We start from the raw sequence: 14,946 nt of genomic DNA, 5'->3' as shown, positions 1-14,946 counted from the left end.
TTGTGAAAGTTGAAAAAAATGAATTTATTTTTTAATGATCATAAATACAAGGCAGCTTTTCGTTTAATCAAACTTTTTTAATTCTTCAAATCTTTGATTACTTTGAAGGCCACATCTACCTGATCTTCGCCAACTAAAATGGTGAATTCATTTGAAGTTGAAATAACTTCGTTGATGATAATTCCTTCCCAGGCCAAACGCTGAAAAATGAAATAGTAAATTCCTGGAACTACAATATTTTCTTTTGGCAATTTCACTGTTATAGAAGCCAGATTGTCTAATTTCTGGATTAATTTTTCGCTAGAAAAATGCTTGTCTACTAATTTATTTACCGTATTACTTACCACAATATTGATTTCGTTTACGCCTCTTGAAGAAGTGTAAAAAACATCTGGAAAGGCATTAATATCTGAAATTAATTCGGCTTGTTTGTTTAAAACGGTTTCCGAAACTGCAAAAGTATAATCAGTCAAAGCAGATCGAACTGTGATTTCACCTATATTTTTAATGACTTTATTGATCTTATGATTCAGTCTAAAATCCAATTCTTCTGTTAATCGTTTCAACGACATTACAACAGCACCTTGTTTTACTTCTTTTCCAAATTCACTCTCCAATTCCGACATGATGTTGCGGGATAAAGAAGTTAAATTGATAATTCCAAGAGACAAAGCATTCAATAAAAATGGTTTTGTTTTGATGTAATTCTCGACAATTGATGAAACAGTTTTCATAATCAAATAGGTGTTTTTACTTAGTTTTTGAATCGATTTACTTAGTCAAATCGTTAAAAATATGTGCAAATATAATTAAAAAAACAATTTGTTACAAAAATAACATCAAAAAATATAGTTAAAAGTGATAAAAAGCGTCTGTAATATGTTCAATTACAAAAGATTTATTGTCTTTTTGGATGGCAATTATGTCAAATCGGACATTAATATCCAGATTTTTTTCAACTACGTAGTTGTCTATGGCTTTCGTAAGTAGTTTTATTTTTTTAGAATTTACAAAGTCCTGAGGCAGACCAAATTCAATCGAAGAACGGGTTTTTACTTCGATAATGGCAAGGGTATCTTGTAATTGAGCAATAATATCTATTTCGGCCTTTTGAAAAGTCCAATTGGTTTCTAAAATAGTATAGCCGTTGTTTTGTAAAAATTCAACAGCTAATTCTTCTCCAAGTTTTCCTAATTCGTTGTGCTCAGCCATTAGAAATAGTGTTCAGTGTTTATGTTAAACGGTTTTTGCGAATAATTGCATTGATATAATTTAATTTATAGTTAATCCTATTCTTTCTGTAATATCTTTAAATATTTCTCTATCAGCTATGCTAAAAAGAAGCATTTCAGTATAAAATAATTTATCAAATTTGTCACTTTCCCAAAGCTGATTATTGATTTTTTTAATAAGCTTATTTAATTCCATATAAGCTTCCTTTTCAGGGATATATAAAGATTTGTCTCTTTCGTTTATATACTTTCTCTTGGTTAGCTCTTTTAAATCAGTAGGGACATACCTAGTAATATTATTCATGCGGATTATAACATTCATGTCAAAAGCTGACATTTTAGAATTTCTTCCATCTGGAATTGGAAAGTAAACATTTCCAGCATTTTGAGATAAAATTATCCAGTTTAAAGAATATGCAACTCTTGAATCATAAATAATGTACTTTTCCGGATACATATATGCTCCAACTTTTGAGGAACTAGCAATTCTTTTATAACTTGGATTTTCTGAATTTAAAAATTCAGAGATAAGATTTATTGAGTTACTATCTTTTGCGGTTAATATTCCTCCCCAATCTTTGATAATCCATAAACATAATTTTTCAAAATTATCCTTGTCGTGTTTATGGAATTCATGTAGTTTTAAGTTAACTTTATTTTTCAAAATTATTTCCTTTTCATAAGGATTTAATTTATTTATGCTATCTATTTCTTCAGATTTTAAAACTGTTAATTCTACTAATTTTTCAATATGTACTTTCCATGTGTATAAATTTCCAAGGTTGTCCTTAAATTTCTCTAGATATTTTACAATTTTGTCAACATCAAAAATATATTTCATTATGTTAATTTAAATTATTGTTATGAATATCTATAATTTAGGAATGTAAATATAATTAATTCTCAAATTTCAGCGTACTTTTTACGGGAGTAACTTCTATCGATACTGTGCTTCCTAAAACCAATGCTCTGTTGTCTTGAATGTGTCCTGCCGGGAAATTATATATAACAGGAATATTGTATTTTTTAGTTACATCTTCTATAATCTGAACCGCATTTTTCCCCCAGGGAATGTCGTTGTCTTTCATTTTTGTCATCGATCCTACCACAATTCCTTTGATGCTTTCCAAGCAACCATTTCGTTTTAAGTTCATCATCATACGGTCAATGTGGTATAAATATTCGTCTAAATCTTCGATAAACAAAATTTTATCATCACAATCAATCGCTGATGGAGAGCCAAATAAACTGTATAAAATAGAAAGATTTCCGCCTACTAATTCGCCTTTGGCTTTGCCAATTCGATTCATAGGATCTGAAGAAATTTCGTGTCTTAGAGGTTCGTGAAATAAAGCTTTTCTTAAAGTTTCTTTGGCTTCAGCTGTTGCTCTTGGAGCTGTAACAGGCATAATTCCGTGAATGGTTTTATAACCTAAAGTATTCAAATGATTGTGCAAAACGGTAATGTCACTAAAACCCACAATCCATTTTGGGTTTTGTTTGAATTGGGTAAAATCTAAGGCATCAATAATTCTAACCGTTCCATAACCGCCTTTTACACACCAAATGGCTTTGATGTTTGGATTGTCCAGCTGTGTTTGAAAATCGGCAGTTCTTTGTTCATCAGTTCCAGCTAGTTGGTTGTTGTCAAGTCCAATGCTTTTACCAATAACCACTTCAAGTCCCCAACTATGGAGTAAATCTATAGCGGGTTTTAGATTGTTATCAGTATATTTTCTTGCGGTGGCCACAATGGCAACGGTGTCTCCTTTTTGTAAAGCGGCTGGTGTAATCATGTGTTTTTGGGCTTGACTGTTGAAAGATTGAAAAATTAAAATCAGGAATAAACTAAAGGTTCGGTTTAAAACTAAAAATCGAGGAGTAGGCATAGTGGTATTTTTCCTGAATAAATAAAAATTGAAATGCTTTTGTGAAGCATTAAAACAAAGATAGCGAAATTCGAAAATAATTTATGCTTATTATATAAAATGAATTAAATTTACTACAGTACTTAAATAGAGTTGCTTATGCGGATACTGAAGTTGATTGTAATTGTTCTTTTATTTTTAGCACAGATGGGGTTTTCCCAGCAAAAAAGTTACCGAATCCATACAGTAGCTTTTTATAATTTCGAAAATCTTTTTGATACTATCAATGACCCAAGAACTAATGATGACGAGTGGACTCCGCAAGGTGCACAACGCTGGACTTCTAAAAAATACCAGCAAAAATTGCAGCATCTGACGCGCGTTTTAACCGAAATTGGTAAACCGGAAAATGCTAATTCGCCTACACTTATTGCCTGTTCCGAAATTGAAAATCGAGGCGTACTGGAAGATTTAGTGCGACAGCCTCAAATGGCATTGCAGGATTATGGAATCATTCATTTTGATTCGCCTGATAAAAGAGGTATTGATGTGGCTTTGTTGTTTCAAAATAAATATTTTTCGCCTACTTCTTATACAAATATTCCGCTTTACATCTACAAAAAAGAAGTTCAGCATCAGGAATTGGTTTCTACTTTAGAAGATGATGATGAAATGGTTCAAAATAGTTATGATAATAGGGTTTTTACGCGTGACCAACTTTTAATTACTGGTTTTCTGGAAGGCGAAGAGATTCATATTATTGTCAATCACTGGCCGTCGCGTTCTGGTGGTGAGAAAAAATCAAGTCCGTTTAGGGAAGCGGCGGGAATGCTGAATCGGAAAATAATTGACTCTTTGCAAAAAATAAATCCCAATGCCAAGGTAATTACAATGGGCGATTTGAACGATGGTCCTTTCAATAACAGCATTAAAAAAATCCTTGGAGCCAAAGGTCAAAAAAAAGAAGTTCCTGAATTTGGAATCTACAATCCATTTGAAGAAATGGCCAAAAAAGGTTTAGGAACTATTGCTTATAGAGATTCCTGGGATATTTTCGACCAAATTATGGTTACACAATCACTAATAAAAAGCGACTTTTCTACTTATCAATATTGGAAAGCAGGTATTTTTAACAAAAGCTATTTGATTCAAAATTCTGGACAATACAAAGGCTATCCCAAACGGCATTCGGCAACCGAAGTGGGTTTTAGCGATCATTTTCCCGTTTATATTTATCTGATTAAAGAGGCTAAATAGATATGAAACAAACTACTTTTTTGAAAAAAAATGTTTGGAATTTTAACCGCAAAGATCTCAAAGTAGTACGCAAGGAACGCAAAGCTTTGTGTTCTTAAGGACAAAGAATAATTTCTCATTGCGCTCTTTGCGGTTAGATTAGTTTGGTCTTTTTGTTTATGAAACCAAAATTCTTTTTTTCGTACCTTAGCTTTTCTTAAAAAAAACTCAAAATGGCAATTTCAAGACCTTTTAATCTTACCAAATGGATTGACGAAAACCGTCAATTGTTAAAACCGCCCGTTGGTAACAAAAATTTGTATGTAGATTCAGGCGATTATATTGTAATGATTGTTGCGGGACCAAATGCCCGAAAGGATTTTCATTACAATGAAACCGAAGAATTATTCTATCAGTTAGAAGGTTCGATTCAGGTGATTATTCAGGAAGATGGCGAGCGTCATGTATTGGAACTTAATCCTGGCGATATGTACCTGCATCCTGCGGGAATTCCGCATTCTCCTGTTCGTTCTGAGGGCTCTATCGGTTTGGTAATTGAGCGAAAAAGAGCCCAACAAGGTTTTACAGACGGATTGTTGTGGTATTGCGATAGCTGCAATCACAAGTTGCACGAAGTGTATTTTGAACTCAACAATATCGAAAAAGATTTCCTGCCTCATTTTGAACATTTTTACAATTCCGAAGAACTTCGAACTTGCGAAAAATGTGGAACCGTTATGGAAACCGATCCAAGATTTACAGCTAAAAAATAATTTTTCAGGAGCTATTTCCCGTTATCCACTCTATCTTTTCCTGATTAAAGAAATCAGGAAAAGGATGCCGTTGCTATCGGGGCTAAAACACGAAACCTACAAACTATCATGACAACAATCGCAACACAATTTGGAATAAAAGCCGCTTTAGAACAATTAGGAATTAGCGCTATTAACGAAGGAACATCCACAGGGACGAACTCTTTTTCTTCAGGAGAAATTCTGGAAAGTTATTCGCCGGTAGATGGTCAGTTGATTGCAAAAGTAAAAACAACTTCAGCAGCCGATTATGAAAAAGTAATGCAGGCCGCTACCGAAGCTTTCCAATCTTTTCGATTAATTCCGGCACCACAACGTGGAGAAATTGTGCGTCAGTTTGGAGAAAAATTACGTCAAAATAAAGAAGCCTTAGGCAAATTAGTTTCTTACGAAATGGGGAAATCCTTGCAGGAAGGTTATGGTGAGGTTCAGGAAATGATTGATATTTGCGATTTTGCTGTTGGACTTTCCCGACAATTACACGGTTTGACGATGCATTCAGAAAGACCCAATCACCGAATGTATGAGCAATATCATTCTTTAGGTGTAGTCGGAATTATTTCGGCATTTAATTTCCCAGTTGCCGTTTGGTCCTGGAATACGGCTTTGGCTCTAGTTTGTGGGGATGTTTGTGTTTGGAAACCGTCTGAGAAAACACCACTTTGCGGAATTGCCTGTCAAAATATTTTGGCACAAGTTTTACAAGAAAATAAATTGCCAGAAGGAATTTCGTGCTTAATCAATGGCGATTATAAATTAGGAGAACTATTGACTAAAGATTCCCGAGTTCCGTTAATTTCGGCTACCGGATCTACCCGAATGGGAAAAATTGTAGCGCAAACTGTGGCTACCCGTTTGGGCAAATCTTTATTAGAATTAGGCGGAAACAATGCTATTATTGTTACTCCGGATGCCGATATTAAAATGACCATTATTGGTGCTGTTTTTGGTGCTATTGGAACAGCTGGACAACGTTGTACTTCTACGCGTCGTTTAATTGTTCACGAAAGTATTTATGATAAAATTAAAGAGTCACTAGTTGCTGCTTACCAACAATTGCGTATTGGAAATCCATTGGACGAAAAAAATCATGTTGGACCATTAATTGATATTGATGCTGTCGAAAAATACGGCAAAGCCTTAGAAAAAGCAGTTGCCCAAGGAGCTAAAATTCTTGTGGATGGAGCGGTACTTTCGGGAGCTGGATATGAAAGTGGTTGTTATGTGCAACCCGCTATTGTTGAAGCGGATAATAGTTTAGAAATTGTGCAACAGGAAACTTTTGCTCCTATTTTGTATTTGCTAAAATATTCAGGAACTGTAGAAAATGCGATAGCTATTCAAAATAACGTTGCCCAAGGATTGTCTTCGGCAATTATGACCAACAACTTGCGTGAAGCCGAATTGTTTTTATCTGTCGCCGGTTCTGATTGCGGAATTGCGAATGTAAATATTGGAACTTCAGGTGCCGAAATTGGTGGTGCTTTTGGCGGAGAAAAAGAAACTGGCGGAGGCCGTGAATCGGGATCAGATGCCTGGAAAGTCTATATGCGAAGACAAACCAATACTATTAATTACGGCAGTACTTTACCATTGGCACAAGGAATAAAGTTTGATTTGTAAAATTTAGAAAGCCGTTTGTGTTACTTTTTTCGAATAATCTTCAATAGAAGCATTAGCTGATGTGGTTTTTACAAACTGAATGATATCTTCACGAGTAGCCTTGTCTTGATAGATTTCGCTAATGCCTAAAATTTGTCCGTTTGATGATTTTAGATTGAAATAGCATTCATTGTCAGCAGTTCTTTTTCTGTAGAATTTAGAATCTTCCTGAGCATTTCGTTTTATGGATTCAATTACTTTTAAACACATGGCTTTATTTTTATAACCTGATTTGCCAAATATTAATTGTTCAAATTGATCTAGAAATTCATATTTAAACTCGCCATTTGTATTTTTGCTAATTACAAATTTTTCCATTTGGAGTACTTATTTGTTTTAGTTATTCATTTATTTAATCGGAAAAAGTAATTTTAAAAGTAGTTCCTTCGCCTACTTTACTTTCTACAGTAATTATTCCATTCATGGATTCAATTTGGTTTTTTGTGATGTATAAACCAATACCATTTGCATTTTTATGTTTATGAAATGTTTTATACATACCAAATAATAAATTACCATGTTTTTCTAAATCGATTCCTAAACCGTTATCAGTAATGGTTAAAACCTTTTTTTGGTTTTCTATAAAAAACTCAAATGTGATAATTGGAAATCGGTCCGGATGGGCATATTTTACAGCATTGGTGCTAAAATTTAATAAAACACTCGCCAGATAAGCCGAGTTGAAATTAATAATAGAACCTTTTGGGACTTTGTTTACAATAGTGATTTTGTTTTCAAAACCGTAATTATTAATTAACGTACTGTTTTTATCTAAATAGCTATTTAAATCCAAAGGTTCTTTAATTACATTCCGGTTGTTTTGAATAGTAACTATTTGTGATAAATCAGCAATTGTTTCATTCAAATCATTAGAAACAGTTCTTAAATGATTGAGGTATTCTTTTCTTGTTTGAGCATTTTCTTCAGTATCAATCATGTCCAAAAGCAGTTTGATATTTCCTGAATGCGTATTTAAATTATGAGAAGTGATATGAGAAAAATTCAACAAACGATTATTGTGCTCACGGTATAGTTTTAGAGTTTGAAATAATTCTAATTCCTTTTCTTTTTTTAAAGCAGTAGCTGTTGATATGAGATTATTAGAAATAGTATCCTCTAATTTATTTCTTTCGATAGAAGTAATTCTAAAGAAAGTTACATAAAAAATAGTGCTACCATTAGCTTCTAATTTTGTTTTTATATAAGCTTTAAAAATAGATAATCCTTTTTTAGGCAGTAAACTTCTAAATTCAATTTCTGCTTTTTCTTCGGTTGTTTGAAGTTGTATAAATAGGCGAAGTACTTTAATTCTATCTTCTTTATAAATCCTATTATAGAATAATGGCAGAATGGTATCAGAGATAAGATTATTAGGCAATTCAAATGTTTTGCAGATTGATTTGTCTATAAATAATTTATGAAAATCGTTGTCAGGAGAAAGTTTAAATATGAACATCTCTTCTGATAAATCTTTAAATAATTTTTCCTGAAAATCATTTGGATTTTTAGTATCATAGCTGTTGTGAAAATGTGATTTCATATTTCTTTAGTTTAAAAAAGTCAAGACATTCCAAAAAAATTAAAAGTGTTGATTTGGATTAAAACGAAATAGTATAAAATAGATTTTGTCTTTTAAACTTAACTGATTGCGTTTGTTGTAACAAAAGTAATCGCTGATAAACCAATATTTTGTAGAGTGTTTAATGGTGCATTGTAGAATTATTTCTACAAGAAATAGAAGTGTAAATTATTCGCCATCATCATTGTACAGACGAAAAAGTTCGATTAAAGCGGCTAAGTTGTCAATTTCTAATTTTTCGAAAATCCTGTTTTTAAAAGTACTAACGGTTGTCTTTTTTACATTTAAAAGATCGGATATTTCTAAGTTGCCATAGCCTTTAATGAGCATTCTGGCCACTTCTAATTCTCGATTTGATAATTGCTCAATGGGATTAATAGGCGATTTAGAGATGTAAGAATCTAAAATTCTATCTTTTACATTTTGGGTCAAGTATTTTCCAGATAAAATCATGCTAGTTAGGGCTTGTTTCATTTCTTCTTCTGAACTTCCTTTGTTTAAATAACCTGATGCACCCGAGTTCAAATAGCGTAAAGCATAGATGTCTTCATTGTATGCGGTAAATATCAAAATTTTAATTTCGGGTTGAATAATCTTAATATCCTTAATAATGCTGATGCTATTTCCATCAGGAAAATTGATGTCTAAAATCAATAAGTCAATTTTAGTTTCGTTTATTATTTTAAAAGTATCTTTAAAATTTCCTGACATATAAATTTTAGGATTCAGGAACAGTTCGTTAATCAACATAGAAATTCCTTGTCTTACTATGCTGTGGTCGTCAGTGATTAAAAAGCTACAGTTATTTGATAATTTCATTTTACTAATAATTTTTATTCTAAATTTTACTCAATATCAAGTTGAATTCTACGGTAGTTCCTTGTCCTTCCTGACTTTCGATATTGATTTCACCATCAAACAATTCGACAATTTCTTTGCATAGATTCAACCCTAAACCTACACCTAAATCATTCACGCTTTTAGAAACGGTGCCTTGATAATAGGATTTAAAAATATTTTTTAAATCGTTTTGGTTAATACCAGTTCCGTCATCAGCAACCTTAACAAGTAGATTCATTTCATAATCTGAAATGTCTTCGATATTGATAGTTATGTTGATGTTTCCATTTTCGGTAAACTTATTTGCATTACCTATTATGTTGTAAAATAATTGGTGAATTTTAGTTGCATCGGTGCATACTTCGCAATTGTCATCAAGATTAGAATGAATGTTTATTTTGTTTCCTTTAACTTCTGCTAATGAAGTCATCGAAGAGATGATTTGGTAAACTTCAGTTTTTAGATAAAGATTTTTATTTTTTAAATTTAATTCTCTGTTTTCGTCTTTAGAGTATTCTAAAATTTGATTGGATAAAAGAATCAGTGAGTTTGTTGTAAATTCTATAGATTTAAAAGTAGCATTGAGTTCCTTTTCCTGAATAAGAGAACGAACTTTTCTACTATACATAGATATAATGCTTAGAGGAGATCGGATTTCGTGGCTAATCATTCCCATAATTCGATTTTTAAAAACTAAACTTTGGCGGATTTGATTTTGAGCCGCAATCAGTCTTTTTTCATATTCAAAAGCGACATGAGTAAAACTAAGAAGGATAATAGACACAATAAACATTAAAATAATTAAGAAAATGATAGAATAATTTCTAACTACCTGATTGGATTTATATTCGTTGATTATGTTGTTTTCATTGCTTTTTTGAAGCAACTCGGCAGAATTTTTATAATCAAAAACAATGTTTTGGCTAATGTTCAATAGTTCATTATTGAGCATAATTAATTGAGAATCTTTATTTCTTAATTCTAACAATGATTTTCTTAAATTGATAAATTCATTCTGGTAATAACTGTTCGTTTTATAAAAAACATTCCTTAATTGGTCTTCAATACTTCCAGAAACTACTCCGTCTTTATATTTCATGGTTACAACTGTATTTAGTTGTTCTTTTTGAACATTCAGCCTTCCGGCAAAAGCATCTCCAAGTCTGGCTAATAGTCCTTTTTGAGAAACACTATCGACTTTAATGTAAGAGTCAGTTTTGATACTATCCAGAATTTTTTTAGATTCAAATTTTGTGAATTTAAAAAGCTTAGAGATATCATCATTACTTTTATTAATTTGGCTATCAATAATAGAATCAATTGAGGATTTTAAAATTGAAATTTCAGCTTCAGTCTTGTCTTTTTTTACAATTATTTTTTTGTAAGCCAGGTTTCCACTCGAAAGAAAACGCAAACTATCTAATAAGTTACTGATATCGTTTAAAGAAGAAGAGTATTTTTCGAATGAAATTTTATCTCTGTTATTCAAATAATTATTAAAATATTCTTGCGACTCGATTAAAGAAGTGTTTGCAAGATGAGTGTAGTTAATTATTTTTCTCGAAGACGCGATTTCTTCAATAGCACTGGAAAGTTTTGCTTCATTTTTGGTTTCGTTATACCAGATAGCAATAGCGATAATTTGTAACAAAATAACACTAGCCAGCAAAGTATAGTGAATTATTTTTCTATGCTCAAATTTTAATTTTTTTAAATAAAAAGCATTGGATGGGGGTGATATTTTACTCAAAATTTATTTAATATTAAAAAATTAATTGAAGGAAATAGGGACTACTTTTTAATCTTAATTATAAAATGGATAGAATATATTTTGTTTTATTTAAGGTGTTATTCGTTAAAAAACAGCTATAATTAATCGTCAAGATAAAAATGCAATTTGTTAATTGCTTTATCTGGTAACGAATTATTTATAATAATGTTGTTTAATATATGATTCTAATAATCAGTATATTAAATAGATTAACTGCGTTAAATAACAAATAAGGAATTGTTAATATTGATTTGGGGAAAATCTCAAATAACTAATTTATAATAAACATCCTTTTGTTTGGTGCAAAATTAGGGATATTCATTACAAATAATGTAAAGTATTTAAAAAACTCGTGTAGAATTAGTTCTACACGAATTTTCTATAAAAAGTGATAATATGTCTGTTTAAAGAATGAATTTTAGATAAAAATAATATTTTACTTAGAGCCTGTTTAAATTCATCAAAATTAATTTCCTCCTTCCGCCGCAGCGGATGTAATTTTGATGAATTTTTAAGAAATTTTCCACCCTTTAGGGATGGGGAAAAGAAAATTTATTAAAAAAATAAATTTAAACAGGCTCTTAGTATTATTTATTGCAAATTAAACGAAGCTCCAATATTAAATGTAAATTGATTGTTCAAACGATCAAAGCCAGTTGCTTCGGGTTTGTATTTTGCAATAGGAAATCCTATTTCGCTTACTAGTCCAAAACCTTCGGTAAAGAAATAGCGTAGGCCAAAATGTGCTCCAAAATTTCTTAATCCTAAATCTAATCCAGGGTAGATATCTAGTTTTTCGTTAAAATCAAAAACATTTCCTAAGTTAGCATTAAAACGAGCTTTCAAATCGATACGATCTCCAAAATCAGGTTTGTTCCCTAATTCATCTTCGCTAACAGTTAATAAATAAGAGGTTAAAATACCCATAGAAATGTTTTCGCCTAAACCATAATCATTAGAAATTCTAATTCCGGAACCTCCGTTTTGGATGTTAGCGGCTATGTCAAATTTGATATCTCCCTTACCTATAAAGGCTTGTGCGTTGATAAAACCCGCAGTAATTAAAAATAATAATGTGAATGTCTTTTTCATGATAATTTTTTTGTGTAAATGTACTTAATTTCTCCCTTTTTCGTCAAAGTATAGGTTGCTTAATGGTTCACTTTGCCAATATTCTTTACTATCAATATCCATTATGGTTAATGGGCCTTTAAAAGCTGCTCCCGTGTCTACATTCCAGATACAAGCTTTTTTTACAGGAATGGTTTCTCCAATTCGGGAAACGGGAGTATGGCCAATGTAAATTTCATTGTATAAGGTAAATCTTTTTGGATACAATAAATCATCTGGAAGCATATTTTTATCCAGAGCCAAAGCCGTTTCCCACAAGGTTCTGTCCCAGTAAAATAATTTTGGAAAATATTCGTAATTAACTCCGTTCATATTAGTAAAACCAGCGTGAATAAATAAACGCTGTTCATCGTCCAGATAATAATCTTGTAAGGATTGTAAAAATTCAATGTGGATTTGCTTGGTTTCATTATTCACTTTTTCGTAAGCTATTACTGTTGCTTCGCCGCCATGATTGTACCATAAAAGATTATCGGTGCTGTCTTTTAACCAATGCAATAATAATTCGTCGTGATTTCCTCTAATAAAAACACAATCATTTGTAGTGTTTAAAGCAATCAAATAATCGAGTACTTGTGGCGATTGGCTCCAGCCATCTACATAATCGCCTAGAAAAATGAGCTTGTCTTTTTCGGTAACCTGAGCTCTTTCCATAATTTGATGTAAGGCGCGTAAACCACCATGAATATCTCCTATAACTAATGTTCTCATTTTTTTGAAATCTGCGTTTAAATTCTAATATAATAAAAATAGATAAAAGAGAAAGAAAAAAACAGCAGCTTTCTTTATTTTTTTGTTTTTGTAATGTAAAAATAGAATATTAGAGAAATGTGTTTATTGAACGTCGTATTTCATTTTTCGTAAAACACGCATCGCTTCTTTAAAAGATAAATAAACGGATGGAAAGGCTTTTAAGTGGGTTTTAGCATCAATCAATTTTTTCTTGGCATTTTCAAACCCGTTGAGGTAACAAATCATAAAAGTAGAAGGTAAGTTTTCAAGATCTTTGAGCTCTCTGGGAGTCAATTGAATTCCTTTTTTGAGTTTGTTTATCAATGCTTCATTGTTGTTGTAAATGTGATAAAGCATTTTTTTATTGAAAACAGGCGGTTCAAAAAGCATTTTGTTTTCAATTTTATAATAGCCATTTTCGAAAAAATAAATGGTTTGTTGTTCCAGTGGATAATAACTGGTCTTATCGTTCAAACCCAGCGGAACATATTCGATAATGGTAAAAGTATCTTCGTCAAAAGAAATAGTAACTACGTCCTGAGCGGAATAAAATAGTTTAATATGCTCATTAATTAATTCAATATCCACACGGGATAAGAAGGTTTTATCCCGAACCGTTTTAGGAATTCCCGCCCAGCAAATCACAAATAATTCTTTGAAAACTTTATATTTTGGCGCCATGTCCTTGTGCCTGAAATTCATGAAGTCAAAAACACCGTCTAGGGTATATTTGATGTTATTTCGGGAGTTATTTTCAAGGTCAATTACGGTTTCAGTATTAGGGTAATTTTTTTCTATTTTGTCTTCAACAGGAGTAGTGTTGCTGCCTCGTCTTACAAAAACACTATGAATGGGAATGGTGTAAATTCCTTTTTTGAAGGAGGAAATTTTATTTTTTGGTTTAATAGTTACTAATCCAATTACTTTGTCTTTCGGTAAGTTGGGAAAAGGAACATTTTCGTACTGAATTTTGGGCGGATTTTCTAAATAAGCGTTAATTAGATTTTGAATGTGACTATCGTCAAAAAAATCAGCTCCTATAATTTCATTGTCCTGATCTTCGACCCCAACAACAATATAAGAGTTATTGGCTGGATTAGAATTAGACAAAGCGCAAATGTGTTTCAGGAACTTGGCTTTGCCTTCTTTGGTGTGTAAATTCAACTGACGTTTTTTGTCGTAAAAACTATTCTCGTCGTTGTGGGCCAATAAATTTTTTATTAATAGTCTTTTGTTAATCATGAAATTAGCTTGATTTATTTACTGTCGAAAAATTAGCTTGTGCGGTACACATGACTACAAGATCGGCAATATTTACATGATACGGTCTCGAAACTACAAAATGAATGATATCAGCAACATCTTCGGCTTTTAAAGGCGTAAATCCTTTGTAAATATTAGCAGCTCTTTCATTGTCTCCCTTAAAACGGACTTGACTAAACTCGGTTTCCACCATTCCAGGATGAATTGCACCTACACGAATTCCATGCGGATTCAGGTCAATTCGCATACTTTGATTGATGGCATCTACAGCGTGTTTTGTAGCACAATAGACATTTCCATTGGCATAAACTTCCTTTGCTGCGGTGGAACCAATATTGATAATATGTCCTGATTTTTGGGCTATCATTTTTGGAATTATCGCTTTCGAAACATATAAAAGTCCTTTGAGATTGATGTCAATCATGGCATCCCAATCGTCTGGATCTCCATTTTGAATGGGTTCAAATCCATGCGCATTTCCAGCATTATTAATTAAAATATCAATTTTAGAAAAAGCGTCTGGCAAAGCATTTATTTTTTCGAAAACCACTTTTTTATCTCTAACATCGAACTGAAGACAGTGTACTTTTGTAATTGGACTGAGTTCTTTTTCAAGTTCATTTAATCGGTCCTGACGTCTTCCGCAAAGGATAATATTGTAATTATTTTGAGCTAAAATTTGAGCAGTTGCTTTTCCTATTCCGCTAGTTGCGCCAGTTATTAATGCTGTTTTATTCATGTTTTTTGGTTGTACTATTTTCTTAATTTCAAAATTGGTTGCCTTTTTCTTGATTTTAAGCGAAAAAAATATTTAAAAGTG

15 protein-coding genes are annotated in these 14,946 nt (G+C 31.9%); 3 read left to right on the top strand and 12 right to left on the bottom strand.

Annotated elements, in window-relative coordinates; all coding sequences use genetic code 11:
- Positions 1-77: 77 nt before the first annotated feature.
- The 4 genes from AAGV33_RS07400 to AAGV33_RS07385 form a co-directional block, all read right to left on the bottom strand.
- Positions 78-734 carry an aspartate kinase gene (locus AAGV33_RS07400; RefSeq protein WP_373391330.1) on the bottom strand — a complete coding sequence of 219 codons (657 nt, stop codon included), beginning with the start codon at positions 732-734 and terminating at the stop codon, positions 78-80.
- A 118-nt stretch (positions 735-852) separates the two neighbouring features.
- Positions 853-1,212, bottom strand: a complete 360-nt coding sequence (locus AAGV33_RS07395) for a YraN family protein (protein ID WP_373391329.1) — start codon at positions 1,210-1,212, stop codon at positions 853-855.
- Positions 1,213-1,272: 60 nt separating this feature from the next.
- Entirely contained in the window at positions 1,273-2,073 is an 801-nt protein-coding gene (locus tag AAGV33_RS07390) for a hypothetical protein (protein WP_373391328.1), read from the bottom strand.
- Between the two features lie 55 nt (positions 2,074-2,128).
- A complete protein-coding gene (locus AAGV33_RS07385) occupies positions 2,129-3,028 on the bottom strand; it encodes a S66 peptidase family protein (protein ID WP_373391402.1) in 900 nt (299 codons plus the stop codon).
- 231 nt (positions 3,029-3,259) lie between these two features.
- Between AAGV33_RS07385 and AAGV33_RS07380 the strand changes: the two genes are divergently transcribed.
- From AAGV33_RS07380 to amaB, 3 genes are all read left to right on the top strand, one after another.
- The gene (locus tag AAGV33_RS07380; RefSeq protein ID WP_373391327.1) at positions 3,260-4,357 is read left to right on the top strand and encodes an endonuclease/exonuclease/phosphatase family protein; all 1,098 of its coding nucleotides are present in this window, start codon (positions 3,260-3,262) and stop codon (positions 4,355-4,357) included.
- Between the two features lie 212 nt (positions 4,358-4,569).
- Positions 4,570-5,109, top strand: a complete 540-nt coding sequence (locus AAGV33_RS07375) for a 3-hydroxyanthranilate 3,4-dioxygenase (RefSeq protein ID WP_373391326.1) — start codon at positions 4,570-4,572, stop codon at positions 5,107-5,109.
- 108 nt (positions 5,110-5,217) lie between these two features.
- Positions 5,218-6,771: an L-piperidine-6-carboxylate dehydrogenase gene (gene amaB, locus AAGV33_RS07370; RefSeq protein ID WP_373391325.1), complete on the top strand. Its 1,554-nt coding sequence runs from the start codon at positions 5,218-5,220 to the stop codon at positions 6,769-6,771.
- A gap of 3 nt (positions 6,772-6,774) precedes the next feature.
- Here the strand turns inward: amaB and AAGV33_RS07365 are convergent, their stop codons facing one another.
- The 8 genes from AAGV33_RS07365 to AAGV33_RS07330 all read right to left on the bottom strand — a co-directional run bounded on the left by AAGV33_RS07365 (position 6,775) and on the right by AAGV33_RS07330 (position 14,865).
- Positions 6,775-7,128, bottom strand: coding sequence for a YegP family protein (locus AAGV33_RS07365; RefSeq protein WP_373391324.1), 354 nt, complete (start codon positions 7,126-7,128; stop codon positions 6,775-6,777).
- A 34-nt stretch (positions 7,129-7,162) separates the two neighbouring features.
- Positions 7,163-8,350 carry a sensor histidine kinase gene (locus AAGV33_RS07360; protein WP_373391323.1) on the bottom strand — a complete coding sequence of 396 codons (1,188 nt, stop codon included), beginning with the start codon at positions 8,348-8,350 and terminating at the stop codon, positions 7,163-7,165.
- Positions 8,351-8,557: 207 nt separating this feature from the next.
- Positions 8,558-9,208 (bottom strand): response regulator, encoded by a 651-nt coding sequence (locus AAGV33_RS07355; protein ID WP_373391322.1) that lies wholly within the window; start codon positions 9,206-9,208, stop codon positions 8,558-8,560.
- A 19-nt stretch (positions 9,209-9,227) separates the two neighbouring features.
- The gene (locus tag AAGV33_RS07350) at positions 9,228-10,979 is read right to left on the bottom strand and encodes a sensor histidine kinase (protein WP_373391321.1); all 1,752 of its coding nucleotides are present in this window, start codon (positions 10,977-10,979) and stop codon (positions 9,228-9,230) included.
- 612 nt (positions 10,980-11,591) lie between these two features.
- Complete coding sequence (locus AAGV33_RS07345) at positions 11,592-12,092, bottom strand: DUF6646 family protein (RefSeq protein WP_373391320.1); 501 nt, start codon at positions 12,090-12,092, stop codon at positions 11,592-11,594.
- A gap of 24 nt (positions 12,093-12,116) precedes the next feature.
- Complete coding sequence (locus AAGV33_RS07340; protein WP_373391319.1) at positions 12,117-12,842, bottom strand: metallophosphoesterase; 726 nt, start codon at positions 12,840-12,842, stop codon at positions 12,117-12,119.
- Positions 12,843-12,965: 123 nt separating this feature from the next.
- On the bottom strand, positions 12,966-14,105 hold the full coding sequence (locus AAGV33_RS07335) for an ATP-binding protein (protein WP_373391318.1): 1,140 nt from the start codon (positions 14,103-14,105) through the stop codon (positions 12,966-12,968).
- Between the two features lie 4 nt (positions 14,106-14,109).
- Complete coding sequence (locus tag AAGV33_RS07330; RefSeq protein WP_373391317.1) at positions 14,110-14,865, bottom strand: SDR family NAD(P)-dependent oxidoreductase; 756 nt, start codon at positions 14,863-14,865, stop codon at positions 14,110-14,112.
- Between the last annotated feature and the right edge of the window lie 81 nt (positions 14,866-14,946).

Origin of the sequence: Flavobacterium magnesitis (genome assembly GCF_041729735.1) — a bacterium.
Classification (GTDB): Bacteria; Bacteroidota; Bacteroidia; order Flavobacteriales; family Flavobacteriaceae; genus Flavobacterium; species Flavobacterium magnesitis.
This window is presented reverse-complemented; position numbering and strand designations above follow the sequence as displayed.

What these genes read in the sequence shown, in the direction of transcription:
- AAGV33_RS07355 (WP_373391322.1), bottom strand. Translation starts at nt 9,208, where the DNA reads ATGAAATTATCAAATAACTGTAGCTTTTTAATCACTGACGACCACAGC.
- AAGV33_RS07380 (WP_373391327.1), top strand. Translation starts at nt 3,260, where the DNA reads ATGCGGATACTGAAGTTGATTGTAATTGTTCTTTTATTTTTAGCACAG.
- AAGV33_RS07375 (WP_373391326.1), top strand. Translation starts at nt 4,570, where the DNA reads ATGGCAATTTCAAGACCTTTTAATCTTACCAAATGGATTGACGAAAAC.
- AAGV33_RS07390 (WP_373391328.1), bottom strand. Translation starts at nt 2,073, where the DNA reads ATGAAATATATTTTTGATGTTGACAAAATTGTAAAATATCTAGAGAAA.
- AAGV33_RS07395 (WP_373391329.1), bottom strand. Translation starts at nt 1,212, where the DNA reads ATGGCTGAGCACAACGAATTAGGAAAACTTGGAGAAGAATTAGCTGTT.
- AAGV33_RS07365 (WP_373391324.1), bottom strand. Translation starts at nt 7,128, where the DNA reads ATGGAAAAATTTGTAATTAGCAAAAATACAAATGGCGAGTTTAAATAT.
- AAGV33_RS07345 (WP_373391320.1), bottom strand. Translation starts at nt 12,092, where the DNA reads ATGAAAAAGACATTCACATTATTATTTTTAATTACTGCGGGTTTTATC.
- AAGV33_RS07340 (WP_373391319.1), bottom strand. Translation starts at nt 12,842, where the DNA reads ATGAGAACATTAGTTATAGGAGATATTCATGGTGGTTTACGCGCCTTA.
- AAGV33_RS07385 (WP_373391402.1), bottom strand. Translation starts at nt 3,028, where the DNA reads ATGATTACACCAGCCGCTTTACAAAAAGGAGACACCGTTGCCATTGTG.
- AAGV33_RS07330 (WP_373391317.1), bottom strand. Translation starts at nt 14,865, where the DNA reads ATGAATAAAACAGCATTAATAACTGGCGCAACTAGCGGAATAGGAAAA.
- AAGV33_RS07335 (WP_373391318.1), bottom strand. Translation starts at nt 14,105, where the DNA reads ATGATTAACAAAAGACTATTAATAAAAAATTTATTGGCCCACAACGAC.
- amaB (WP_373391325.1), top strand. Translation starts at nt 5,218, where the DNA reads ATGACAACAATCGCAACACAATTTGGAATAAAAGCCGCTTTAGAACAA.
- AAGV33_RS07400 (WP_373391330.1), bottom strand. Translation starts at nt 734, where the DNA reads ATGAAAACTGTTTCATCAATTGTCGAGAATTACATCAAAACAAAACCA.
- AAGV33_RS07360 (WP_373391323.1), bottom strand. Translation starts at nt 8,350, where the DNA reads ATGAAATCACATTTTCACAACAGCTATGATACTAAAAATCCAAATGAT.